The following is a 21,635-nucleotide window of genomic DNA, read 5'->3' on the forward strand; positions in this document are numbered from 1 at the left end:
GCGCCTGAGGCGTCGTCAGCCGTCGCTGCGGGAGGAGACGAAGGCGATGCTGCCGACCGTGCCGATGGCGAAGCCCATGATGAGCCCCACGGCGAGGTTGTCGAAGACCATGAGGCCGAGGACGAGCCCGGCCGGGAGGCCGTACAGCGCGCCCATGGCGAGCACCCGCCCCGTCGTGCTCCGGCGGGTGGTCGTGGGCTCCTGAGGGGTGCCGCTGTCAGCCTGCATACGGCCATTGTGCCCCGGAGGTCCGGGAGACGATCAGGACGGTGCGTCTGTGCGCGGCTCCGGGACCATCCGCAGCGGCCCGGGGCCCAGCGTGCCCAGGGGCCGGGGGCTGAGCGTGGTGCCGCGCAGCGGGCGCAGGCGCCAGCGCGCGGAGATGCCCGCGAGCGCGAGCACCATCTCGGTGAGCGCGAAGTGCTCGCCGATGCACTTGCGGCTGCCCCCGCCGAACGGCACCAGCGCGCCGCGCGGCGTCTCCCGCTCCCGCTCGGGCCGCCACCGGTCCGGGTCGAAGCGCTCGGGCTCCGGGAAGAGCCCGGGGTTCCGGTGCAGGACGTACGGGCTGTAGAGCACCGTCGTGCCGGGCCGGAGGCGGCGGCCCGCGAGCTCGGTGGCCGCGGTGGTGACGCGGGTGAAGAACCAGCCCGGCGGGTACAGCCGCAGCACCTCGGTGACCACGCTCCGGGTGTGCGGGAGGCTGTCGAGGTCGTCGAAGTGTGCGGGGCGCCCGCGCAGCACCTCGTCGACCTCGGCGTGCAGCCGCCGCTCGGCCTCCGGGTGGCGGCTGAGCAGCCAGTACGCGAACGCCAGCGCGTTTGCCGTGGTGTCGGAGCCCGCGCCGATCGTGACGATGAGCTGATCGCGGATGTCGGCGTCGGTGAGCGGCTCCCCGTGGCCCCCGTCGCCGGGGCCGTCCCCGGGGCCGTCCCCGCGCCGCGCGGCGAGCAGCAGCGGCAGGAGCCCGCCGCGCCCACTCTCGCCCCCGGACCCTATGCCCCCGGAGCCCGTGCCGCGCCGCTCCGCGACGGCCGCCTCGGTGACCCGGCGGAGGCGGGAGACGGCACGCCGGTAGGCCAGGTTGCCGGGCGTCGGCAGGCTGTGGAGCAGCGGTACGGGGGTGACGGTGCGGCGGTAGACCCCCTCGACGGCCACCGGCAGCGAGCGCTGGAAGACGGCCACCGCGCGGTCCTCGGCCTCGGCGGACAGGACGCTGCGCGTGACGATCCGCAGCGCCAGCGTGTTCAGCTCGTCCACGATGCCGACCACCCGGCCCGGCCGCCACGCCGCGGTCATCCGTGCGATCTCCCCGCCCATCACCTCCGCGTACTCCGCGAGCCGCGAGGGGTGGAAGGCGGGCTGCATCCGGCGGCGCTGCCAGCGGTGCTCGGCCCAGCGCGCCATGGCCAGGCTGTCCCCGAACAGGGCGCGCGCCTTGTCGAAGAAGGGGCCTCCCTTGTCGAACGTCCGCGAGTCGGCCAGCACCTGGCGCAGCAGCCCCGGCTCGCACACCACGTAGGCGGGGGTCGGGCCGATCCGTATCTCGACCAGGTCGCCGTGCGCGGGCAGTGAGGCCAGGAACTCCAGGGGCCGGGTGCGCAGTTGCCAGGCGTGCCCGAGGAGGGGTATCGCGCCGGGGGCCGCGCCCGTACGGGCGGGCCCGTCGGAGAGGGCGGTGGGGGGCGTCTGGGAACGAGGCATGAAGGATCTCCTCTCGGACAGCGCTTGCCGTCTTCCCACTCGCCCTGCGCGAGAAGCCGCGTGCGCGGGCGCGCTCGATGCGCGGAGGGGGCGCGCAACGCCCGTACTCCTCCGATAAGTTGGGGCCGACCGGACAATGGAGACGCAGGGACGGACGCATGGCTGACGAGGCACCCGAGGCACCTGAGGCACCCGCGCACGGCAGTGACGACGACGGTCTGACGCGGCGCATCGACACCAGCAAGGCCCACCCGGCCCGCGTCTACGACGTCTTCCTGGGCGGCAAGGACAACTATCCGGTCGACCGCGACGCCGCCGCGAAGTCCCTCGCGGTCAACCCCCGGGGTTACCTCGACATCCGGCACAACCGCGCGTTCCTGCGCCGCGCCGTCGCCCACCTGGCGCGCGAGGAGGGCGTACGGCAGTTCCTCGACGTCGGCACCGGCCTGCCCACCCGCGAGAACGTCCACCAGGTCGCCCAGCGTGTCGCGCCCGAGACCCGCGTCGTCTACGTCGACAACGACCCCTCGGTGCTCGTCCACGCCCGCGCCCTGCTCGTGAGCACCCCGCAGGGCGCGACGAACTACATCGACGCCGACCTGCGCGACCCGGCCCGCATCCTGAGCGAGGCCGCCGACACCCTCGACTTCGACCGTCCGGTCGGGCTGGTGCTCGCCGCGATCCTGCACTTCATCGAGGACGACGAGGCGTACGGCATCGTGCGCGAGCTGATACGCGCGCTGCCGCCGGGCAGCCACCTCGTACTGAGCCATCTGACGGCCGACCTCAACCCCGAGCGGATCGGCAAGGTCGCCCGGATCATGCGCGAGCGCGGCGTCTCCTTCGTGCTCCGCCCGCGCGACGCCGTCCTGCGCTTCCTCACCGAGAACGGCATGGAACCCCTCGAACCCGGCCTGGTCCCCGTCCACCGCTGGCGCCCCGACCCCACGGCCGACGCCGACCGCATCGGCGGCCCCGACGGGGACGAGGACACGCGGCCGCCCGAGGGCACGGACGTCCTGGACAGGACCCGCTACCTCGACATCGGCGACGCCACGGACGAGGACATCAGCATCTACGCGGTGGTCGCCCGCAAGTCCTAGCCGGACTGCCCCGGAGGGAGCGCCAGGGCCGCGCGCAGCCGGGTCAGGAGCGCTCCGGCCGCCGGGCTCGTGGGGCCCTCCGTGCGCCAGGCCAGGGCGATACGGCCGAGCGGCCGGGGGTGCGTGAGCGGCAGGGCGCGCAGCCCGGCTACCGGCGCGGCGCCGGTCAGGGGCGCGGGGACCACGGCCACGCCCAGGCCGCGCGCGGCGAGCTGCTCCAGCACCTGCGGCGCCGCCGCCTCGAAGGCGATACGGGGCGTGAACCCGGCCTCGGCGCAGGCGCTTTCGAGCACGCCCCGCAGGCCCGTCCCGCGCGGCAGGCTGATCAGCGGCCGGTCGCGCAGCTCGGCCAGCCGGACGGAGGCACGCCGCCCGCCCGCCACCAGCGGGTCGTCCGCCGCGCACGCCGCGACGAGCGGGGCCTCGATCACCACCTGGTACGAGACCCCGGCAGGCGGCTCGCTCGCGGTGAGGCCGAGCAGCGCGAGGTCGAGGGTGCCGCCGAGCAGCCCGGAGAGCATCCGCTCCGAGGTGTCCTCGGTGAGCGCGATGTCGACGTGCGGGTGGTCGTCGTGGAAGTCCGCGAGCAGCGAGGCCACATCGACCTCGTACGTGGGAGCGCCCGAGACGAGGCCCAGCGTGACGTGGCCGCGCAGCAGCCCGGTGAACTCGTCCACCGTCTGCCGCACTCCCGCCACGGCCGCGAGCGCCGCCCGCGCGTACGGCAGCACGGCCTCGCCCACCTCCGTGGGCGTCACCGAGCCCCCTGTGCGGTCCAGCAGCGGCTGGCCGACCTCCCGTTCGAGCTGGCGGATCTGGGCGCTGACGCCCGGCTGCGCGAGGCGCAGCCGGGCCGCGGCGCGGGTGAAGTTGGCCTCCTCCACCACCGCGACGAAGTACTGAAGCTGCCGCAACTCCATAACTGTCGATTCTAGCCGTGAGACAGAAGCAGCCTTGGACTTATGGCGATCGCGACCGGATGCTGGAGCCATGGACACCACGACCACGCAGCCCCTTCCCGCCTTCACCGGCCCGGTCCTCCGCCCCGGGGACGCCGCGTACGACGAGGAGGTCTCCGGCTTCCAGGCCGCCTACACGCACCGGCCCGCGCTCGTCGTCGGCGCCGCCGACGCGGAGGACGTGCGCGCCGCCGTCGCGTACGCGGGGGCGGCGGGCCTGCCCGTCGCGGTGCAGGCCACCGGGCACGGCCTGTCGGCCGCCGCGGGCGACGGCGAGGGCGTGCTGATCAGCACCCGCCGGATGACGGGGGTGCGGATCGACCCGGAGGCCCGTACCGCGCGCGTCGAGGCCGGGGTCCGGGCGGGCGCGCTGATCGAGGCCGCCGCCGCGCACCGCCTCGCGCCGCTCAACGGCTCCTCGCCGTCCGTCGGCGTCGTCGGCTACACGCTGGGCGGCGGAGTCGGCCTGCTGGCCCGCCAGTTCGGCTACGCGGCCGAGCACGTACGCGCCGTCGAGATGGTCACCGCCGACGGCGAGCTCCGTCGGCTGGAGCCCGGCGAGCCGCTGTTCGGCGCGGTCCTCGGCAGCGGCGGCAACTTCGGCGTCGTCACCGCGCTGGAGCTGGACCTCCTCCCCGTCCGCACCCTCTACGGCGGCCAGCTCGTCTTCGGCGCCCCGCACGTCGAGGAGGCGCTGGAGACCTGGCGCCGCTGGTGCGCCGAGGTGCCCGAGGCGCTGACGTCCTCCGTCACCCTGCTCGGCCTCCCCGACATCCCGCAGGTCCCCGAGCCGATGCGGGGCCGCTACATCGCCTCGGTCCGCGTGGCCTTCAACGGCCCGGAGGAGGAGGGCGAGCGCCTCGTGGCGCCCCTCCGCGCCCTCGGCCCGCGCCTCAAGGACGAGCTGCGCACCATGCCGTACGCCGAGTGCGGCACGATCCACAGCGACCCCGAAGAGCCGCACCCGTACACGGCCACCAACGCGCTGTTGAGCGAGCTGACCCCAGGGGCCGCGCGCGACCTCCTCGCCGTCGCGGGCCCGGACTCGCCGGTGCCGTGCGTCGTGGACGTACGCCACCTCGGCGGCGCCCTGCGCGAGCGCGGGCCGCACGGGATCGCGGTCGACCACCGCGAGGCCGAGTTCGCCGTGCGGATCATCTCCATGCCGGGAACGGGACCCGGCGCCTCGGACCCGGAGGCGCTCCGCGCCCGCCACGCGCTCGTCCGTGAGACCCTCGCGCCCTGGACGCTCGGCCACAGCCTCACGTTCCTCTACGGCGACGGGGAGCACGCCGACGAGGACCAGACGCGCGAGGGCTACGCTCCGGAGACGTACGCCCGCCTCGCGGCGCTCAAGGCCGAGCACGACCCGGACAACCTCTTCCGCTTCAACCGCAACGTGCGGCCCGCGCGCCACGGGTAGGAGCGGTTCGGCGGTTCGGCGGTTCGGCGGTTCGGCAAGTCGGCAGGGGGCAGGGGAGTCATGGTGGCGTTTCACGCGTCCGCGCTGGACGGAGTCGCCCGCAATCCGGCGCTGCCGACACCGCTGCTCCTGCGCCTGCTCGCCGTCGCGGGGGACGGCGGCCGTCCGCCCCGTGACGCCCTCCAGCGGGCCGGGCTCCCCGAGTCGGCCGTCGTGGCGATCCTGGCGCACCCGGACCCGGGCGCCCGGAGCGACTTCGCGATGAGCGCCCGGGCGGAGCCCGCACAGCGGGCCCGGCTCGCGGACGATCCGTCTCCCCGGGTGCGGGCAGCCCTCGCGTACGGACCCGAGGTGTACGACCCGCGCACCGAGGTCGCGCCGCTCCCGGACGCCGTGTGCGCGCGCCTGCTCGACGACCCCGTCCCCTCCGTCCGGACGGCGTTGCTGGAATCGCCCCATCTGCCGCCCTCGTTCGTGGCCTCGATGGCCGCTCATCACAGCGCGGCAGCGCGCCGGGAAGCGGTGCGTGCGTGGGAGATCCTGCCGCCGGACGCGCGGTCGGCGCTGCTGGCCGACCCCGATCCCGAGGTGCGGCGCGCGGCCGCGCTGCGGGAGTGCCGACGGGACGCGCGCGTCACCGCCGGACTCCTGCGCGATCCGGAGTCCGCCGCCGAGGCGCTGCGCCGGGGGCTCCTCGCCCGCGCCGACGCCGAGCGGTGCGTCGCCGCGCGTACGCACCTGCCGGCCCTCGCCGGGAACCCGTCGCTGCCCCCTGACCTCGTGGAGCGGCTCGCCGTCGACCCCGACGAGGCCGTACGGCGCGCCGTCTCCCTCAGGCCCGAGCTGGACGAGGCACGGCGCATGGCGGTCGACTTCACGGCCGAGGACGCCGACAGGGCCCACGACGTGCGGTGGGTGCGGGACGGGCTCGCCGACCCCGGGGTGCTGCGCCGGGCCGCGACCTCCGCCCACCCGCTGCTCCGGCGCGCCGCCGCACAGAGCCCCCACCTGCCGCCCGACCTGCTGCGCCTGCTCGCACGCGTCGAGGACCCGGTGGTGGACAACCACCTGGGCATCCACCACCCCGACACCCCGGAGGAGGTTCTGCTGCGGGTGTTCGCGCGGCTCGGCGGGACGTTCTCCGCCTGGATGGCGGAGACGCACCCCCGCTTTCCCCGAGAGGGTCTCGCCGCCCGCTACGCGGACCACCCGGACGGGCACCACCGTCGGCTCGCCGTCCGGGACCCGGCCGCCACGCCCGCGCTGATCGAACGGCTCAGCCACGACCCCGTGCTCTGGACGCGGCAGGCGGCGGCCCGCGACCCGCGCCTGCCGCTCCACCGGCTCCGCGAGGCGCTCCGTACCCCCGAACTGGCCTCCAGCGCGGGTGCCAACCCGGCCCTCCCCGAGGAGGAGATGGCCGCCGTCCTGGACCGGGCCGGTGTGCACCGCCTTGGTCACACCGCCGGGGTCACATCGCCGGGTAGAGCGCGGCCGTGACTCCGGCGCGTGCGAGGGCCGCGACCGTGTGCGCCTCGGCCGTGCCGGGGTTGGAGCGGACGCCGACCTCGACGCCGTCCCGTACGCCCAGGTCCCGGTAGCGGCCCGGCAGTTCACCGGCGGGGAGGAACCTGCCGTCCCGCGCGAGCCCGGCGCCCACGGGCGCGGGGGAGTCCAGCAAGACGCCCGTACGGGCCACGCGTGCCGCCTCCTTCGCGTCGAGCACCGGCAGCTGCCCCGGCGTGAGCGCGAGGTCGCCGCCCGGCTCGGGCGCGGTGGGCTCGCCGGTCGCGACCGGCAGCAGCCCGCCGTCGCGCCACGCGTCCAGCGCGCCGTCCAGCAGCGTGACGTCCCGGGCGCCCGCCCAGCGCAGCAGCCACCAGGCGCGCGCCGCCGTCCTGTTGCCGTGGTCGTCGTAGAGCACGACGCGGCGGCCCTCGGCCAGGCCCCAGCGGCGCGCGGCCTTCCGGAGCCGGTCGAGGTCGGGCAGCGGGGAGCGCTTCGTGCGCGGCAGTTCGGACTCCAGGTCGACGAGGACCGCGCCCGGCACGTGCGCCTCCCGGAAGCGGGCGCGGCTCTCGGCGCCGCACCGCCCGGGCCGTCGGCGTACGTCCAGGACGAGCGGCGGCCGGATCTCGGAGCGCAGCCGCGCGTACAGCTCGCCGACGCCGGTGGTCACGGGTGAGGTCGTGGGAAAGGCAGGGGCAGGGGCGGGTGCGGTGAGAGTCATGAGCCGTCCTCCGTCATGGCGATGAGGGGAAGTTCGGGGGCGAGCCGCAGCCGTTCGAGGAAGAGCACGACGGTCGCGGCGACGGTGCGGTGGGTGTGGTCGTTCAGGACGTCGTGCCGGGTACCGGCCACGCTCACCAGCTCCGCGTCGGGCAGCGCGCTGAAGGCGCGCCGGGCCTCGTCGAGCGGGCTGACCGTGTCGTCGGCGCCGTGCAGCCCGAGCACCGGCACCGCGATCCGGTCCAGCGCGGGGAGTTCGCCCGTGGGCGCCTCCTCCAGCGCGCCCCGCGCGAACGCGGGGTCCGAGGTCAGCAGCGCGCGGTGCGCGGGACACGCCGTGCGCTGGTCCAGCTCCTCCAGCCACGGCGGTACGGGCGCGGAGCGCGGCCGGGTCGGCAGCCCCGCGAGGATCAGCCCGTCGAGGCCCGGGGTGCCGCGCGCGGCGAGGCGTGCGGCGCACAGCGCCCCGGTGTCGGAGCCCGCCAGGACGCGCGGCCCCGGCAGGGTCTCGTCGCGGAGTAGCTTGGCGGCCCGGTCGAGCACCGACTCCGGCTCGCGCTGCGGGCGCGTCGCGTCGTGCAGGGCACGCACGCGGTACCCGTCGGCGGCGAGTCGCAGGCCGAACCGCTCGTACACGCCGCCGTGTTCGCCGCGTCCGGGCAGGACGAGCACGGTGCCGCGCGGGGCGATTCCATCCGGTTCGTCCCAGGAGTGGGGAGGGTGAGGGGAGGTCATGGTGCCTCGATTCGTCAGAGGACGGCACCCCGTGCCTGCGGCGTACGAGGGCAGGCGTACGGACGGGGAGGAAGGAAGAAGGAGGAGCGCGCGCGGGAAGAGGGGTTCGCTACGGAACGGCCCGCGGGGTCAGCGACAGAGCGAGGCGCCCACGCGGCGCAGGTCGACGACGCGCCGACGGGTCAGCCAGGTGTCCGCGCCGCAGCCCGAGGCGGACTCGACGGCCAAGTGCCGGAGTCCGCCGCTGCGGCGATGCGGCCCGGAGGCCGCCGCGATGGCTGTGTGCGGCATGCGCTCAGGATGCAGGAGCAGGACGTCATTCGTCCATCGGCGGCTTCCGGAAGGGAAGGAAGGAGACGGAGTGCCCCTGGAGTGGTTACCGTGCAGGGGTGGTGATCGCTGAGTACGACATAGCATCCGGGACCGCGCTGTTGCTGGCGGCGGCCCCGAACGGCAAGAGCCGACTCATCGACGCGGCCTCCGTGCTGCCTGCGCTGGCGGCCGTACCCCCGCCTTCCCTGACCGGCGCGGCCGCCTCGACCGTCGTGGAGCTCGCCGATCCCGTGGACCCGCAGACCGTGCTGACCCGCCTCCGCGCGGCCGCTGCCACGCCGGGCCCGCTCTTCGTCTGCCTCGCCGGACAGCTCCACTTCGACCAGAAGCAGCGGCTGCCCCACCTGGCGCTCGCCCGCACGACGCCGTCCACCGTGCGCTACACGGGACTGCCCTGGCACTGGCTCGCCAGCGAACTGGGGTCCCGCGCCGCCGGGACCACCACCGTCGTGGCCGATCTCGTGGCCGACGCCACCGCCTTCCAGCGGGTCGGCGCCGAGGGCCTCTCGCTCGGCCACGGGATCGATCTGTACGGGCACGTGGCCCCGCCGCCCCGCCAGCGGCGTACGACCGCGACGCCGGTCTATCTCCAGGCGTGCGCGGCCGTCTGGCGCGAGGGCGGCCGTCCGCCCGTCGCCGAGGTGCACGAACTGGCCGTGGCGCAGGCCGCGCACCCGGAGGCGCTGCTCCTCACCCCCCAGGCGCACGCGAGCGCCGCGGTCCCGGCCCCGACCCCCGTCCTCGCCCAGGATCCGGCTCCGGCTCCGGATCCCGAGACCGTCCTGCCCGCCGTCCCGAACGGGGCGGCCGCGCCGAACGGCCACGGGCCGCAGACCACCCCCGCGGAGGTGCCCGACCCGCATCCGGCGATCCTCGCCGCCGCCCACGCCGGGCGGCACGGCGAGGCCGCCGCGATCGTGGCGCTGTGGGAGAGCGCGGCGCTGCGCACCCACGGCGCGGGCTCGGTCCAGGCGGTGCACTGGCTGGAGGTGCGCGCCGACCTCGCGCGGATCGGCGAGGACCCGGCGCGGAGCTGCGAGCTGTGGACGGCCGCCGCCGAGTCACGGCTCGCGCTCCAGCAGCCGCCGGACGACCCGGAGGTACGGGCGGCGGCCGACCGCGCCCACCATCAGTGGACGCTGGTCCACCAGCCGGAGCGGGCCAAGGAGTTGGGCGAGGGCCTCCTCGCGCTGCGCGACCAGGTTCCGGGCACGCAGCCCGGGGCGCTCCAGGCGATCCGCCAGCGCCTGGACACGCTGGGGTCCGCGTCCACCGCGCCCTACTGAGCCGCGGGCGCCCAGGCGCGGAGGAAGGGCAGCAGACGGGCGTTGACCTCGTCCGGGCGCTCCTGCTGGGCCCAGTGCCCGCACCCCGGCAGGAGGGTGATCTCGCGCAGCCCGGGTACGCCCGCGCGCAGCGCGTCCAGCGAGGTGAAGCGGAAGGCGGAGTCGAGGTCACCGGCGATCAGCAGCGCGGGCTGCTCGACCTTGAGCGCCCCGACCTGCGGCAGGTCCGACCAGTCGAAGTCCATGGCGCGGTACCGCCGTACGGCCCCCGTGAATCCGGTCCTGGTGAACTCCCGTACGTAGACGGCGAACTCGGCGTCCGTCAGCCAGTCGCACCAGCGCGAGGGCGGGCCGGGGTCGGGCAGCGGCTCCAGGTAGCCGGAGCCCTCGGGCGTGCCGAGGAGCCAGCGTTCGACGAGCCCGCGCGGGGCCTCGCCCGCCAGCGCGTGCAGCGTCATCCGCAGCGTGCGCGCGGGGTCGGCGTCGAGCTCGGCCTCGGCGACGCCGGGCTCCTGGAAGTAGAGGGCGACGTTGAACTTGCCGGGGAAGTTCTTCCGGAGGATGTCGGAGAGCGGCCGCTCGCCGCGGGGCGCGTAGGGCGAACCGAGCGCCGCCACCGCGGGGAAACGCTCCGGATGGATCTGCGCCGCCGCCCAGCCGATCGTGGCCCCCTGGTCGTGGCAGACGAGCGCGGCCTGTTCCACGCCGAGCGCGTCGAGCATGCCGGTGAGGTCCGCGAGGTTGTCGCGCAGGGTGTAGCCGGTCGCGGTGTCGGGCGCTTCCGTGCGGCCGTAGCCCCGTAAGTCCGGGGCCAGGGCGCGGAATCCGGCCTCCGCGAGGGCCGTGAGCTGGTGCCGCCACGAGTACCAGAGCTCCGGGAACCCGTGGACCAGCAGCACGGCGGGGCCCTCGCCCGCCTCGGCGACATGCATGCGGATGCCGTTCGTCCGCACCGTCCTGTGCCGGATGCCCGGCACGTCGTCGGGGGCTTCCTCCGCAGGGGAGTTCGGGTGCATGGCACACTCCTGTCTCTCGTTCGTCTCCGTCGTGGGCCACCAGGATCGGCGCGTCCGCGGCCGGGTCGCGTCCGCTGGGGGAAGGCGCTTGGGCTGCGCCGCGCGGAGTAGGGCACCATGGTCAACTACGCCGCGCGCCGGACGGTCCGACGCCGTGCGCCGTGCGGCCGTACGCGGAGATCATCCCGACAGAGAGGTGCCATGGAGCCCACGCGCGTACTACTGGTCAAGCACGGCGACTCGCACCACAGGCACGAGGGCGTCCACGGCGGTCCCCAGGGCTGCCGGGGGCTGACCGACCTCGGCCGGTGGGAGGTCGGACGGCTGCGTGACCGGTTGATGGGGACGCTCGACGGACCGGTGACCGTCTACAGCTCGATCATTCCCCGGGCGATCGAGACCGCCAGAATCCTCGCCGAGGCCGTCGGCGGCGCTCACGGCATGCAGGAGGGAACGGAGGTCGTCGAGGACTGCGGCCTGTGCACCTTCCACATGGAGGAGCACCTCGACGGGATGGCGTGGGACGAGATACGGCGCGAGCACAGCGCGCCCAACGGCGGGGTCTATCTGCCGTTCGAGCAGGGCAGCGAGTCCTGGAGCGATCTCGTCAACCGCGTCAGCAAGGCCCTCACCCGGATCACCACGCGGCACGCGGGGGAGACCGTGATCATCGCGGGTCATGAGGAGACCGTCGAGACCTCGCTGATCGCCTTCGGCGCGCTGCCCGTCTACCGGACGTTCGACCTCCAGGTCCACACGGGGTCCGTCACCGAGTGGTTCACGACCGACGACCCGGCCGCCGAGTGGGACACCACCGACAGCGCCTGGCTCCCGGCCCGCTGGACCCTGACCCGGCTGGCGGACAGCGCCCACACGGAGGACTGAGGCCGGAGGACTGAGGCCCCCGACGAGCAGGGACTGACGGCACCACGCTGTCGGTCCCTGACACCTCCTAGGCGAGGCGGAAGTCCACGACCTCGGCCTCGGCCGCCGGGTCCAGGCCCGGGTGGCGGCGGGCGAGCGCCTCGCGCAGGGCCGCGCGGTCCGGGAAGCCGTCGCGCCGCGCGTCCTCGTCGCTCAAGGCGTCCACGCGCGCGGTCCGTACGCCCGTGATCTCGGCCGGAAGCGTCGTCGCCGTGCCGTCCCGGTGCGGGAAGACCAGCCGGACCGGGCCCGGGAGCGCCGGGTCGTGGACCCGTACGGTGACGCGCCTGGTGCCCGCGCGGACGGCCGCCAAGTGCCGCTCGTCGAAGAAGAGTTCGGGCCCGCCGCCGGACGGCTCGTAGGCCCGCCAGTCGTAGGCGTACGGCAGGAGGTCGCGGACGGCGACGGACTCCAGGCCGTTCCTGCCCCGGACGACGACGCGGGTCTCCGGGTGGTAGTCGAAGAGCATCTGGCGGCAGCGTCCGCAGGGCGGGAGCACGGCGGCCGGTTCCTTGAGGCAGGCCACGACCGTGTCCAGCCGCACCGGCATCCGCCGCTCCGCCGCCCGCCCGATGAGCACCTGCTCGGCGCAGGGCCCGCCGCTGAAGTGGTGGGCGTTGACGCCGGTGACCAGCGTGCCGTCCGCGTCGTAGGCGGCGGCGACCACGGTGTGGTCGTCGTCCTCGCCCAGCCCCGCCGCGACCTCGGCCGCGTGCCGTACCAGTGTCCAGTCCCGTTCGCTCAGCACGGCGCCAACCTAGGTCACTGCTCGGCGCCGGGCACCCGGATAAATCGCCGTCCGGCGTCGTCCGCCACCCGGGCAGGTCCTCCGAGCCGACCAGCACGAAGCGGAACCGCTGGTTGGGTTCCCGTGTCCGTGGAACGGAGCGCCTCATCGAGGAGGCCCGCGCCAGGGCCCGCCAGCCAGCGGTCGAAGCACAGCAGGAACGGGAACTCCGTGCGCAAGGCGTCGAGGTCCGCGTTTCCCGCCAGCCTGCCGTCGTCCACGAGTGCTTCCAACTTGCTGAGGACCTCGTCCTGTGCCGACAGGGTCGTCGGCAGGCGGCTGTAGCTGATCGGTCGGCCGGCGGCCCGGGTCAGATGCCCGGCCAGGGCGTTGCCGGTGAGAGCGTCACCGGCGATCTCCATGGTGCGGCCGGCGTAGCTCTCGGGTGAGCCGAAGACCGCGGCGACGATGCGGCCGATGTCGCGTACCGCGATGAACTGCATGGCCTGGTCGGGGCGCATCAGGAAGGACAGGTGTCCCCGGTCGAGGCCGATTTCGGGGGTCACCAGGAGCTCCATGAACGTGGCGGGCCGAATGATGGTGCTGGCGATGTCCAGATCCCGGACATGGGCCTCGATACGGCTCTTGGTGTCGAGATGGTCGACGCCCGTTGTCGAGCCCGCGGTGACCGCCGAGCTGTAGACAAGGTGGGCGACGCCGCAGCGCTCGGCGATGTCGGCCACCGCCGTGCCGAAGCGGACCTCGTCCTCGTCGGTCACGCCGGCGTCGGCCTGGCCGGAGTTCGGCTGGACGCTGAAGACACCGTGGGCGTCGGCGAAGGCCGCGCGGAGCGACTCCGGATCCCCGAGGTCACCGCGGACGGTTTCGACGCCGGAGGCGGAGAGGGACCGGGCCCGGTGGCCGGACGGATCGCGCACGACCGCGCGCACCACCCAGCCGTCGGCCCGCAGCGCGGCGGCGACCGATCCTCCCTGCTGCCCCGTGGCGCCCAGGACGACGACGGTTCTGTCGATGTCGGTCATACCGACCACGCTGCGCTTTCGGCGATCACGGACGTGCTCCAGAGTCAGTAAGGGGTGGTTCGCGTCGTGTTCGCTACGCTAAAACCTGACGCCAACGTCAGGTGCAAGCGAGACGTGGAGTCGGGTCAGGAGGCCGGGATGCGGATCGGAGAGGTCGCCGCGAAGGCGGGCGTCAGCGTCAGGGCGCTGCGCTACTACGAGCAGCAGGACCTGCTGCACTCCACCCGGAATCCGGGTGGCCAGCGCCAGTATCCGGCCGGTGCCGTCGAACGGGTCAGGCTCATCCAACGGCTCTACTCCCTGGGCTTGCCCAGCAGAACCGTCCGCGAGGTGCTGCCGTTCGCCGACTCCGGTGAGGCGTCACCGGAACTGCTGGAGCTGCTCGCGGCCGAACGCGACCGCCTCGACCGGCGGATGACGGACCTGCGGGACATGCGCGACCGGCTGCACGACTGCATGACCGAGGCGCGGAATCAGGACGGAACAGGAAGTCCGTCCTGAAGCAGGGGCGGCCACCCGCGCACGGCCCGAATCGTGATCGAGAACGCGCGCGGACGGCATCCACTTCTCCGCCTCCGGTCAGGCCGTGATGGCCGCCGAGATGGTCAGAGGGCTCGCCGCCCGCGTCAACGGCCCTTCCCCGAGCTGAAGGTGACGGGGTACGAGACCGTGTCGCCCGGCTTCCCGTGGGGGGACTTCCGCGGTTTCTCGTCGTCCTTCCCGGGGGACTTCTTCTCGTCGAACCTGACGGGGTAGCTGCCCGAGGTGTGCGGGCTCGGCCGCCGCTGGCCGTCCCCGCCGCCGGACCCGTCCCCGTCGTTGGTCAGCGCGAAGACCGCCACGACGGCCACGGCCAGCGCGACGAACTGCTGCTTCCTGGTCCCCGGAATGGCCGGCACGGTACGTCCCCCCTCCGCATGCGCCCTCGCGCAACTCGCCCTCGTACACGCGACGTTCGTCTTCCATCGTGCCCGAAGGAGCGGCCCGGCGGACCGCCCCGGCGAGGGGCGCTCTCCGGTCGCGTCGGTGCACCGCGCGGCGGCGGGACGGGGGAGGGGGCGGCGGGTGTGCGCCGGGGTCAGCGCTGGTGGCGTGGCGGCCCGGCCGAACCGGCATTGATCTTGCCTATCCGGACGGATAGTGTGCTCCGCGCCCAGCCGGTCATCGGCTGTCCAGACCGCTCAACTGCGGTCCAACGGGGCAGACTTCACGTCTGAAAGGAACAGGCACATCACTACGTCCACAGGTTCCGCGGGGCGTCACTCCCGCCGGAAGAACAAGACCATACGCACCGCCGCCGTCGCGGTCGCCTCCCTCGGCCTCGTCGCGGGCGCCACCGTCGCCTACGGCGCCGTGGACTCCGGCTCGCCGGACGCTCCCGGCTCCGGGGGCGACAAGCAGGCGAAGATCATCGGCGGCGGCGAGTCCACGGAGAAGTACCCCTTCGTCGCCTCCCTCCAGTGGGAGCGCGACGGCGACCCGAACAGCCACTACTGCGGCGGCACGCTCGTCACCTCCGACTGGGTCGTCACCGCCGCGCACTGCGTCACCTCGCCGGGCAAGGACGGCAAGCCCTACGAGATGCGCGACCCCGCCAAGTACCACATGCGGATCGGCTCCAACGACCGTACGAGCGGCGGGACCGTCGCCAAGGTCAAGCAGTTCAAGGTCCTCCCCAAGTGGAAGTACGACGAGAACAGCAACAAGGGCCAGGACCTCGCGCTGATCCAGCTCGCGAAGAAGGTCCCGCAGCGGCCCGCGCCAATGGCGAAGAAGCTGCCCGCCGTCGGCAGCACCGTGAAGACCATGGGCTGGGGCTACACCAACGCCTCCGACAGCGGCGCGGAGAAGCTGCCCAAGAAGCTCCGCGAGATCGACCTCAAGGTCCTCGAACCGACCGCCAAGGTCTGCAAGGAGGACGCCAACGGGGACGGCTCGTACGGCATCGGCGCCGGTGACTTCTGCTCCGACGACGGCGCGGACGGCGGCACCTGCGGCGGCGACTCGGGCACGCCCGCCGTGCAGAAGGTGAAGGGCCGCTGGCAGCTCGTCGGCCTCAACAGCCGCGCGCCCGGCGACTGCGGCACGAGCACCGACATCTTCACGGGCGTCGGTGACCACCAGAAGTGGATCAAGAGCCAGATCGGCTGACACGCTCCGGACGCCGGGGCGCGCCACCGGATCGAACCGGACCGGACGGGCCGGGGATCGCCCTCAGGGACTCTCCGTACCTCCCGGAAGCGCCCCGGCGACCTCCGTACGGGAGGCCACCGCCAGCTTGCTCAGGATCCGTTCGACATGGCTGTCCACGGTCCGCTTGGACACCGTCAGCCGGGCGGCGATCTCCCGGTTCGTCAGCCCCTCGCGCACCAGCAGTGCGACCTCCGTCTCGCGCTCCGTCAGCCCCCGGCCCGTCTCGCGGGGCGTGAAGCGGGAGCCGGAGAGGGCCTGCTGGACCACCTCGTCGAGGGGCCGGGCCGCGGCGTCGGCGGCGTAACGGGCGTAGCGCGTGGCACCCAGCGCGATACGGGCGCCCCGCGCGGCCTCCTCGTGCGCCCGCTCCATGATCGTCGTGCCGCCGAGCCGCGCCCCCGCCCGCTTCCACAGCGGGTCGGCGGCGCCCAGCAGCAGCGCCGTACGCTCGTGACGGCGCTCGCGCGCGGCCAGCCAGCCCAGCAGCTCCAGGCAGTACGCGGTGCCGACCGCGTCCCCCAGGCTGTGCTTGAGGTCGAGGGCCCTGGCGCCGACCTCGGCGCTCCGCTCGTACGCGCCGCGCCGGAAGAGGGCCGCGCCCCACACGTAGTGGAGGTAGCCGCGCACCCAGGCCTCCGCGCTGTCCGGCGGGAAGCGGTCCAGGCCCCTGCGGCACCACTCCACGGCGCTGTCGACGCTGCCGCGCAGCAGGTGGAGATAGCCGATCTGGGTCTCCAGGGTGACGAGGCCGACCCTGTCGTCGGCCTCCTCCAGCATCGCGCGCGCCTCCCGCGCCGCCTCCTCGGCCTCCTCGTGCCGCCCCCGGAACGTCAGGGAGAGGTTCAGATAGGCCCGCCCGCGCCCGGCGAGCCGCCGGTCGCCCAGCATGTCCGCGATCTCGGCGCACTCGCGGGCCTCGTCGGCGGCGGCCGGGTCGGCCTGGAACGCGCCCAGGTACGCGCTCTTGGCCAGCGCCCAGGCCCGTTCCGGCACGGGCGCGGGGTAGCGGGCGCGGACCTTGGCGTACCAGTGGCGGCCCTCGGTGTGCAGGCCCGCGATGTGCCAGTACCCCCACAGCGCGGTGGACAGCGCGGCGGCGGTGCCGCGCAGCTCCGGGCGCGCCAGGGCGTGTTCGAGCGCGCGCCGGACGTCGGCCTGCGCGGTCCGCAGCGCCCGGTACCGTTCGACCTGCCCGTCGGTGAGGAACGCGGCGTCGAACTCCTCGGCCAGCGCCAGATGCCGCCGCACGTGCCGCTCCCGTACGGCCTCCGCGTCGCCCAGCGCCTCCAGCCGGTCCGCGCCGTACTCGCGGAGCATGTCCAGCAGCCGGTAGCGCGCGCCGCGCGCGTCGTCGGCGCGCAGCACCAGCGACTTCTCCACGAGCCCGACCAGGCCCCGCACCACCGCGTCGCCGTCCAGCTCCCCGAAGGCGCACACCTCCCGCGCGTCCTCCAGCCCGAAGGTGCCCGCGAAGACCGAGAGCCGTGCCCAGACGAGGCGTTCGGACGCGTCGCAGAGCTCGTGGCTCCAGTCGATCGTCGTCCGCAGCGTCTGATGGCGCGGCAGCACGCCGCGCCGGGTGCCCGTCAGCACCCGGAACCTGTCCTCCAGCCGGTCGGCCAGCTCGCTCAGCGGCACCGCGCGCAGCCGCACGGCCGCGAGTTCGACGGCGAGCGGGATGCCGTCCAGCCTGCGGCAGAGCCGGACGACGTCCGCGCGGTTGGCGGGCGTGACGCGGAAGCCGGGCCGCGCGGCGCGGGCACGCTGGACGAAGAGCTCCACGGCGTCGCCCGTGGGGACGGGGCCCGTGGGCGGCGCCGCGGGGCGGCCCAGGTCCCCCGGGTCCGGCACCGGGAGGGGCGGCACCGGCAGGACGTGCTCGCCCGCGATGTCGAGCGGCTGGCGGCTGGTGGCCAGGACGGTGAGCCCGGGGGCCTCGCGCAGCAGTTCCCACGCCAGGTGCGCGCAGGACTCGACCAGGTGCTCGCAGGTGTCCAGGAGCAGCAGCAGCCGGCGGTCCGCCAGATAGGAGCGCAGGGCGCCGAGCGGGGAGCGCCCGCCCTGCTCGGGCAGGCCGAGGCGGGCGGCGAGGGTGTGGGGGAGGAGGTCGGGGTCGCTCAGCGCGGAGAGTTCGAGGAGGCAGACGCCGTCCTCGAAGCCTCCGGCGGCGCGAACCGCGGCGCGCAGCGCGAGCCGGGTCTTGCCGACGCCGCCGGGGCCGGTCACGGTGACCATGCGGTCCGTCCCCAGCAGCTCCAGGAGCCGGGCGAGTTCGGCCGTACGGCCCACGAAGCCGTTGCGTTCCGCGGGAAGGCCCCCCGTCGGGAGGCCCCCGTCGGGGAGGGCTCGTACGGCCTCGGCGTCGGTGGATGGCAAGGTCATGGCCACCGGAGCATAGTCCGCGCGGGGCCTTCGGCGGTGGATCCGATCTTCCGCCGTACGGAACGGCGTTCAGCCGGGCGCGGCGCGAACGGCCCGTTCCGCCGCCCGTGATCCTCAACTACCGGGCACTGTCGGCCTGTTCGGCCCGCGCCGCCAGCTCCTCCATGTCGGTCATGATCTCCTGCCGCTCGACGGCCTCGTCCGCCGTCGGCCCGTCGTCCTGCGTGAGGTCCCGGCGCCAGTAGCCGGAGAAGGCCACGGCGCGCTTGTCGAGGCCGCGCTCGTCCACCAGGTGCCTGCGCACCGCGCGTACGGCCCCGGCCTCCCCGGCGACCCACGCGAAGACCGGGCCCTCGGGGAGCGGGGCGGCGCGCACCGCAGTGACCAGGGGCTCCCGCTGCCCGCGCGGGCCCCCGTTCCGGTGCACCCAGCGGTACTCGACCTCGCCCCGGGTCTCCCAGCGCTGCTCCTCCCTGGCGTCCTCCACCTCGGCGCAGACCAGCGCCCGTTCGCCCGGCTCCAGCGCCTCGACCGTCGCGGCCATGGCGGGCAGCGCCGTCTCGTCGCCGACGAAGAGCTTCCACGCGCCCTCCGGGGGCGTCTTGTAGTGGCTGCGCGCGGGGCCGAGCAGGCCGACGGCGTCCCCCTCGCGCGCCGCGTACGCCCACCGCGAGGCGGGCCCCTCGCCGCCGCCCTCGCCGTGCAGCGCGAAGTCGACCTCGATCCTGCGGCGGTCCGCGAGGTGGCGGCGGATCGAGTACGTGCGCATCCACGGCCGTTCGGGCTCGGGGATCGCGAGATACCGCGCGTGCCAGCGCCCGACATCGCCGTCCTCCGGCGCCTCCGGCACCCGGGGCACGCCGCCGTCCCGCGCGAAGAAGAGCTTCACCTGCTGGTCGGGCGCCACCGAGGCGAACCGGGCCAGATCCTCCCCGCCGAAAGTGATCCGCCGCATGTGCGGGGTCACGTCCTCGGCGGCGACCACGTGCAGGAGGGCGAGGGACATCGGGGGCTTGAGCGGATTGGGGCGGGGGCGGGGACGGGGACGGGGGCTGGGACGGGACGCGGGGGCATTGCGGGACGGCACGGGTGGCGTTCCCTTCTCACGGAAGTCAGGTAAGGCTTACCTTAGTGGATAGAGGGCCGGAGTCGTCACCCATGCGGCGAACGCCCGGAGCGTGAAGGGATCTTGACCTGGCGCGCGGCCCATGTACTATGTCATTCATCATAGTTACTCGACGGTATGCGAGGGGCCGGGCGAGAGGGCGGGCATGGGGGCACGGAAGAGCGACACGCGTGAGCGGATGCTGGAGAGCGCCGTCGCCCTGCTGCGGGAGCACGGCGCGCGGGCGACCAGCATCGACCGCGTCCTCGCGCACAGCGGCGCCCCGCGCGGCTCCTTCTACCACCACTTCCCCGGCGGTCGGGCGCAGCTCGTCGAGGAGGCGGTGGCGCGGGTCGGCGGCTTCGTCGCCGGGCTGCTCGACGAGGCGGCCGCTTCCGGCGACGCGCTGCGCGGCGTCGACGCCTTCTTCGCGCTCTGGCGGGAACGGCTCGTGGAGAGCGGCTTCCGGGCCGGATGCTCGGTCGTGGCGGTGGCCGTGGAGACGAACGACGAGGCGCCGCAGCTCGCCCGGTCCGCCGCCGCGGCCTTCGCGCGCTGGACGGACGCGCTCGCGGACCTCTTCGCCGGGCAGGGCCTGCCCGCCGCACGCGCCCGGCGGCTCGCCGCGTTCACCGTCGCCGCCGTCGAGGGCGCGGTGATCATGTGCCGCGCGGAGCGGAGCGCCGCCCCGCTGGACGCCGCGGCGGCCGAGATCCACGACCTGCTGAGCAATACCCTCCGTCCGCCTCGGTCCACCATCTGACCCCGGGAGCAGCCATGCCCACGCTCGACCGCCAGGACGACGTCTTCGTCCTCGACATAGGCGCCACCGAGAACCGCTTCCACCCGGACTGGCTCACCGCCGTCGAGGCCCACCTCGACGAGGTCGAGGGGGCCGAGGGGCCGCGCGCGCTCGTCGTCGGCGCCACCGGCAAGTTCTTCTCCAACGGCCTCGACCTGGACTGGCTCTTCGCGCACGCCGACGAGGCAGGCACCTATGTGGCGCGCGTCCAGGAGCTGTTCGCGCGGCTGCTGTCCCTCCCCGTGCCGACCGTCGGCGCGCTCCAGGGGCACACCTTCGCCGCGGGCGCGATGCTCTCGCTCGCGCTCGACTTCCGGGTGATGCGCGCCGACCGCGGCTTCTGGTGCCTGCCCGAGGCCGACATCAACATCCCGTTCAGCCCCGGCATGTCCGCGCTGATCCAGGCCCGTCTGCACCCGCAGACCGCGCACGAGGCCATGACCACGGCCCGCCGCTACGGGGGCCACGACGCGCTCGCCGCCCGCATCGTCGACCGTACGGCCGACGAGGACGCCGTACGCTCCACCGCCGTCGAACTCGCCGCCGCGCAGACGGCCAAGGCCGGGCCGACGCTCGGCACCATCAAGTCCCGGCTCTATCCCCGGGTGACCGAGCTGCTGCGCGAGAAGGACGTCCCGCTCGGCTGAGCGCGGCCGCCCCGCCCGTCACCGCGCCCAGTGCGGGGCCCAGGTCCCCGCGCGCTCCTGCCCCTCGTACGCCGCGGCCAGGTGCGCGCGGAGCGCGGCGAGCGCCGGGTGCGGGTTGTCGGCACGCCAGACCAGCGAGTGCGGGTAGACCGGCGCCGGACCGCGCAGGGCGATCCGGCGCAGGTCGTCGTCGACCGGCCACACCATGCTGGTGCCCTCGCCGACGAGGGTCGCCAGCGTCGCGGATCCGGCGATCGTGTCGAGGAGCGGGTCGGCGCCGAAGTCGGGGCCCGTCGCCTCGATGGTGAGCCCGAAGGCGGCGGCGAGGTCGTCGTAGTACGTCCCCCACTCGGTGCCCGCGACCAGCCCCGGCATCCAGATCCGGTGCCCCGCGAGCCGCCCGGGCGGCACCGCGTCCGCCGACGCCAGCGGGTGCGCGGGGCCGGTGAGGAGCTGGAGCGGCTCGTCGTGGACCCGGGCGGTCCGCACGCCGTCCGGGAGCTGCCGCGCGGGCACGGTGACGGCGCGGACGGTGGCGTCGATCGTGCCGGAGTGCACGGCGGCGACGGCGGTCTCCGCGTCGAAGAGGGTCACCACGTCCAGCTCGGCGCCGGGGTGCGCGCGGTGGAAGCCGCGCAGCAGCCCGGCGGGCCGCAGGCGGCGGCCGATCACGTCGACGCGCAGGGCGCGAGTGCCCGGCCGTACGGAGGCGGCGGCGCGCTCCTCGGCCCGGAGGAGGGCGCGGGCGTGGGGCAGGAACGCCTGCCCGTCGAGCGTGGGCCGGGCCCCGCGCGCGGTGCGCGTGAACAGCCGCACGCCCAGCTCCCGCTCCAGCGCGGCGATCCGCTTGGAGACGGCCTGCTGCGTCACCGAGAGCTGCGCCGCCGCCTCCTGGAACTGCCCCGCGTCGGCGGCGGCGACGAAGGTGCGTACGGCGTCGAGATCCACCCGCGGCACCCTACGCGTACAACCGCTGGTTGTGTCCCGGAGGGCCGTCCCGTTGTTTGATCAGCGGCGCCCGTCC

At 74.7% G+C, this 21,635-nt stretch carries 22 protein-coding genes; 9 read left to right on the top strand and 13 right to left on the bottom strand.

The window, feature by feature from the left end:
* Positions 1-15 precede the first annotated feature (15 nt).
* Positions 16-228, bottom strand: coding sequence for a hypothetical protein (locus ACGF3A_RS14415; RefSeq protein WP_393729452.1), 213 nt, complete (start codon positions 226-228; stop codon positions 16-18).
* A 33-nt stretch (positions 229-261) separates the two neighbouring features.
* Complete coding sequence (locus ACGF3A_RS14420; RefSeq protein ID WP_393729454.1) at positions 262-1,704, bottom strand: cytochrome P450; 1,443 nt, start codon at positions 1,702-1,704, stop codon at positions 262-264.
* A 158-nt stretch (positions 1,705-1,862) separates the two neighbouring features.
* On the opposite strand from ACGF3A_RS14420, the gene ACGF3A_RS14425 reads away from it, so the two are divergent.
* Positions 1,863-2,807: an SAM-dependent methyltransferase gene (locus tag ACGF3A_RS14425; RefSeq protein ID WP_393729456.1), complete on the top strand. Its 945-nt coding sequence runs from the start codon at positions 1,863-1,865 to the stop codon at positions 2,805-2,807.
* Here the strand turns inward: ACGF3A_RS14425 and ACGF3A_RS14430 are convergent.
* On the bottom strand, positions 2,804-3,727 hold the full coding sequence (locus ACGF3A_RS14430) for a LysR family transcriptional regulator (RefSeq protein ID WP_393729458.1): 924 nt from the start codon (positions 3,725-3,727) through the stop codon (positions 2,804-2,806). The two genes, ACGF3A_RS14425 and ACGF3A_RS14430, sit on opposite strands and share 4 nt — an antisense overlap.
* Before the next feature lie 70 nt (positions 3,728-3,797).
* Here ACGF3A_RS14430 and ACGF3A_RS14435 point away from each other — a divergent pair, with 70 nt between their 5' ends.
* Positions 3,798-5,189 carry an FAD-binding oxidoreductase gene (locus tag ACGF3A_RS14435; RefSeq protein WP_393729460.1) on the top strand — a complete coding sequence of 464 codons (1,392 nt, stop codon included), beginning with the start codon at positions 3,798-3,800 and terminating at the stop codon, positions 5,187-5,189.
* Positions 5,190-5,249: 60 nt separating this feature from the next.
* Positions 5,250-6,689: a Mucin-2 gene (locus ACGF3A_RS14440; protein WP_393729462.1), complete on the top strand. Its 1,440-nt coding sequence runs from the start codon at positions 5,250-5,252 to the stop codon at positions 6,687-6,689.
* Here ACGF3A_RS14440 and ACGF3A_RS14445 read toward each other — a convergent pair.
* From ACGF3A_RS14445 to ACGF3A_RS14455, 3 genes are all read right to left on the bottom strand, one after another.
* The gene (locus ACGF3A_RS14445; RefSeq protein ID WP_393729464.1) at positions 6,661-7,368 is read right to left on the bottom strand and encodes a sulfurtransferase; all 708 of its coding nucleotides are present in this window, start codon (positions 7,366-7,368) and stop codon (positions 6,661-6,663) included. The two genes, ACGF3A_RS14440 and ACGF3A_RS14445, sit on opposite strands and share 29 nt — an antisense overlap.
* 47 nt (positions 7,369-7,415) lie before the next feature.
* Positions 7,416-8,153 (bottom strand): alpha/beta hydrolase, encoded by a 738-nt coding sequence (locus ACGF3A_RS14450; RefSeq protein ID WP_393729466.1) that lies wholly within the window; start codon positions 8,151-8,153, stop codon positions 7,416-7,418.
* Between the two features lie 129 nt (positions 8,154-8,282).
* Positions 8,283-8,444: a hypothetical protein gene (locus ACGF3A_RS14455; protein WP_393729468.1), complete on the bottom strand. Its 162-nt coding sequence runs from the start codon at positions 8,442-8,444 to the stop codon at positions 8,283-8,285.
* A gap of 98 nt (positions 8,445-8,542) precedes the next feature.
* Between ACGF3A_RS14455 and ACGF3A_RS14460 the strand changes: the two genes are divergently transcribed.
* Positions 8,543-9,772, top strand: coding sequence for a hypothetical protein (locus ACGF3A_RS14460; protein ID WP_393729470.1), 1,230 nt, complete (start codon positions 8,543-8,545; stop codon positions 9,770-9,772).
* On the opposite strand, the gene ACGF3A_RS14465 is transcribed toward ACGF3A_RS14460, so the two are convergent.
* Positions 9,766-10,788 (bottom strand): alpha/beta fold hydrolase, encoded by a 1,023-nt coding sequence (locus tag ACGF3A_RS14465; protein ID WP_393729472.1) that lies wholly within the window; start codon positions 10,786-10,788, stop codon positions 9,766-9,768. The genes ACGF3A_RS14460 and ACGF3A_RS14465 overlap by 7 nt on opposite strands.
* A gap of 201 nt (positions 10,789-10,989) precedes the next feature.
* On the opposite strand from ACGF3A_RS14465, the gene ACGF3A_RS14470 reads away from it, so the two are divergent.
* The gene (locus ACGF3A_RS14470; protein ID WP_393729474.1) at positions 10,990-11,673 is read left to right on the top strand and encodes a histidine phosphatase family protein; all 684 of its coding nucleotides are present in this window, start codon (positions 10,990-10,992) and stop codon (positions 11,671-11,673) included.
* Between the two features lie 67 nt (positions 11,674-11,740).
* Here the strand turns inward: ACGF3A_RS14470 and ACGF3A_RS14475 are convergent, their stop codons facing one another.
* Positions 11,741-12,460 (bottom strand): ASCH domain-containing protein, encoded by a 720-nt coding sequence (locus tag ACGF3A_RS14475; RefSeq protein ID WP_393729476.1) that lies wholly within the window; start codon positions 12,458-12,460, stop codon positions 11,741-11,743.
* 14 nt (positions 12,461-12,474) lie between these two features.
* On the bottom strand, positions 12,475-13,482 hold the full coding sequence (locus tag ACGF3A_RS14480; RefSeq protein WP_393729478.1) for an NmrA/HSCARG family protein: 1,008 nt from the start codon (positions 13,480-13,482) through the stop codon (positions 12,475-12,477).
* Between the two features lie 138 nt (positions 13,483-13,620).
* Here ACGF3A_RS14480 and ACGF3A_RS14485 point away from each other — a divergent pair, with 138 nt between their 5' ends.
* Positions 13,621-13,983, top strand: coding sequence for a MerR family transcriptional regulator (locus ACGF3A_RS14485; protein ID WP_393729480.1), 363 nt, complete (start codon positions 13,621-13,623; stop codon positions 13,981-13,983).
* Positions 13,984-14,108: 125 nt separating this feature from the next.
* Here ACGF3A_RS14485 and ACGF3A_RS14490 read toward each other — a convergent pair whose 3' ends face one another.
* Positions 14,109-14,381 (bottom strand): hypothetical protein, encoded by a 273-nt coding sequence (locus tag ACGF3A_RS14490; RefSeq protein ID WP_393729482.1) that lies wholly within the window; start codon positions 14,379-14,381, stop codon positions 14,109-14,111.
* A 454-nt stretch (positions 14,382-14,835) separates the two neighbouring features.
* On the opposite strand from ACGF3A_RS14490, the gene ACGF3A_RS14495 reads away from it, so the two are divergent.
* A complete protein-coding gene (locus ACGF3A_RS14495) occupies positions 14,836-15,633 on the top strand; it encodes a S1 family peptidase (protein WP_393729484.1) in 798 nt (265 codons plus the stop codon).
* A gap of 63 nt (positions 15,634-15,696) precedes the next feature.
* Here the strand turns inward: ACGF3A_RS14495 and ACGF3A_RS14500 are convergent, their stop codons facing one another.
* Both ACGF3A_RS14500 and ACGF3A_RS14505 read right to left on the bottom strand, forming a co-directional pair.
* A complete protein-coding gene (locus tag ACGF3A_RS14500) occupies positions 15,697-18,057 on the bottom strand; it encodes a LuxR C-terminal-related transcriptional regulator (RefSeq protein WP_393729486.1) in 2,361 nt (786 codons plus the stop codon).
* A gap of 118 nt (positions 18,058-18,175) precedes the next feature.
* A complete protein-coding gene (locus tag ACGF3A_RS14505) occupies positions 18,176-19,063 on the bottom strand; it encodes a siderophore-interacting protein (RefSeq protein WP_393729488.1) in 888 nt (295 codons plus the stop codon).
* A 265-nt stretch (positions 19,064-19,328) separates the two neighbouring features.
* Here ACGF3A_RS14505 and ACGF3A_RS14510 point away from each other — a divergent pair, with 265 nt between their 5' ends.
* Both ACGF3A_RS14510 and ACGF3A_RS14515 read left to right on the top strand, forming a co-directional pair.
* Positions 19,329-19,925 (top strand): TetR/AcrR family transcriptional regulator, encoded by a 597-nt coding sequence (locus ACGF3A_RS14510; RefSeq protein ID WP_393729490.1) that lies wholly within the window; start codon positions 19,329-19,331, stop codon positions 19,923-19,925.
* Between the two features lie 14 nt (positions 19,926-19,939).
* The gene (locus ACGF3A_RS14515; protein ID WP_393729492.1) at positions 19,940-20,611 is read left to right on the top strand and encodes an enoyl-CoA hydratase/isomerase family protein; all 672 of its coding nucleotides are present in this window, start codon (positions 19,940-19,942) and stop codon (positions 20,609-20,611) included.
* 18 nt (positions 20,612-20,629) lie between these two features.
* On the opposite strand, the gene ACGF3A_RS14520 is transcribed toward ACGF3A_RS14515, so the two are convergent.
* The gene (locus ACGF3A_RS14520; RefSeq protein WP_393729494.1) at positions 20,630-21,559 is read right to left on the bottom strand and encodes a LysR family transcriptional regulator; all 930 of its coding nucleotides are present in this window, start codon (positions 21,557-21,559) and stop codon (positions 20,630-20,632) included.
* Positions 21,560-21,635 lie beyond the last annotated feature (76 nt).

It is taken from the genome of Streptomyces sp. NPDC048172 (assembly GCF_043202595.1).
Lineage (GTDB): Bacteria > Actinomycetota > Actinomycetes > Streptomycetales > Streptomycetaceae > Streptomyces.

Coding starts and splice junctions, on each gene's coding strand:
- ACGF3A_RS14515 (WP_393729492.1), top strand. CDS start 19,940: ATGCCCACGCTCGACCGCCAGGACGACGTCTTCGTCCTCGACATAGGC.
- ACGF3A_RS14440 (WP_393729462.1), top strand. CDS start 5,250: ATGGTGGCGTTTCACGCGTCCGCGCTGGACGGAGTCGCCCGCAATCCG.
- ACGF3A_RS14455 (WP_393729468.1), bottom strand. CDS start 8,444: ATGCCGCACACAGCCATCGCGGCGGCCTCCGGGCCGCATCGCCGCAGC.
- ACGF3A_RS14420 (WP_393729454.1), bottom strand. CDS start 1,704: ATGCCTCGTTCCCAGACGCCCCCCACCGCCCTCTCCGACGGGCCCGCC.
- ACGF3A_RS14480 (WP_393729478.1), bottom strand. CDS start 13,482: ATGACCGACATCGACAGAACCGTCGTCGTCCTGGGCGCCACGGGGCAG.
- ACGF3A_RS14500 (WP_393729486.1), bottom strand. CDS start 18,057: ATGACCTTGCCATCCACCGACGCCGAGGCCGTACGAGCCCTCCCCGAC.
- ACGF3A_RS14505 (WP_393729488.1), bottom strand. CDS start 19,063: ATGTCCCTCGCCCTCCTGCACGTGGTCGCCGCCGAGGACGTGACCCCG.
- ACGF3A_RS14450 (WP_393729466.1), bottom strand. CDS start 8,153: ATGACCTCCCCTCACCCTCCCCACTCCTGGGACGAACCGGATGGAATC.
- ACGF3A_RS14485 (WP_393729480.1), top strand. CDS start 13,621: ATGCGGATCGGAGAGGTCGCCGCGAAGGCGGGCGTCAGCGTCAGGGCG.
- ACGF3A_RS14415 (WP_393729452.1), bottom strand. CDS start 228: ATGCAGGCTGACAGCGGCACCCCTCAGGAGCCCACGACCACCCGCCGG.
- ACGF3A_RS14425 (WP_393729456.1), top strand. CDS start 1,863: ATGGCTGACGAGGCACCCGAGGCACCTGAGGCACCCGCGCACGGCAGT.
- ACGF3A_RS14435 (WP_393729460.1), top strand. CDS start 3,798: ATGGACACCACGACCACGCAGCCCCTTCCCGCCTTCACCGGCCCGGTC.
- ACGF3A_RS14430 (WP_393729458.1), bottom strand. CDS start 3,727: ATGGAGTTGCGGCAGCTTCAGTACTTCGTCGCGGTGGTGGAGGAGGCC.
- ACGF3A_RS14510 (WP_393729490.1), top strand. CDS start 19,329: ATGGGGGCACGGAAGAGCGACACGCGTGAGCGGATGCTGGAGAGCGCC.
- ACGF3A_RS14465 (WP_393729472.1), bottom strand. CDS start 10,788: ATGCACCCGAACTCCCCTGCGGAGGAAGCCCCCGACGACGTGCCGGGC.
- ACGF3A_RS14470 (WP_393729474.1), top strand. CDS start 10,990: ATGGAGCCCACGCGCGTACTACTGGTCAAGCACGGCGACTCGCACCAC.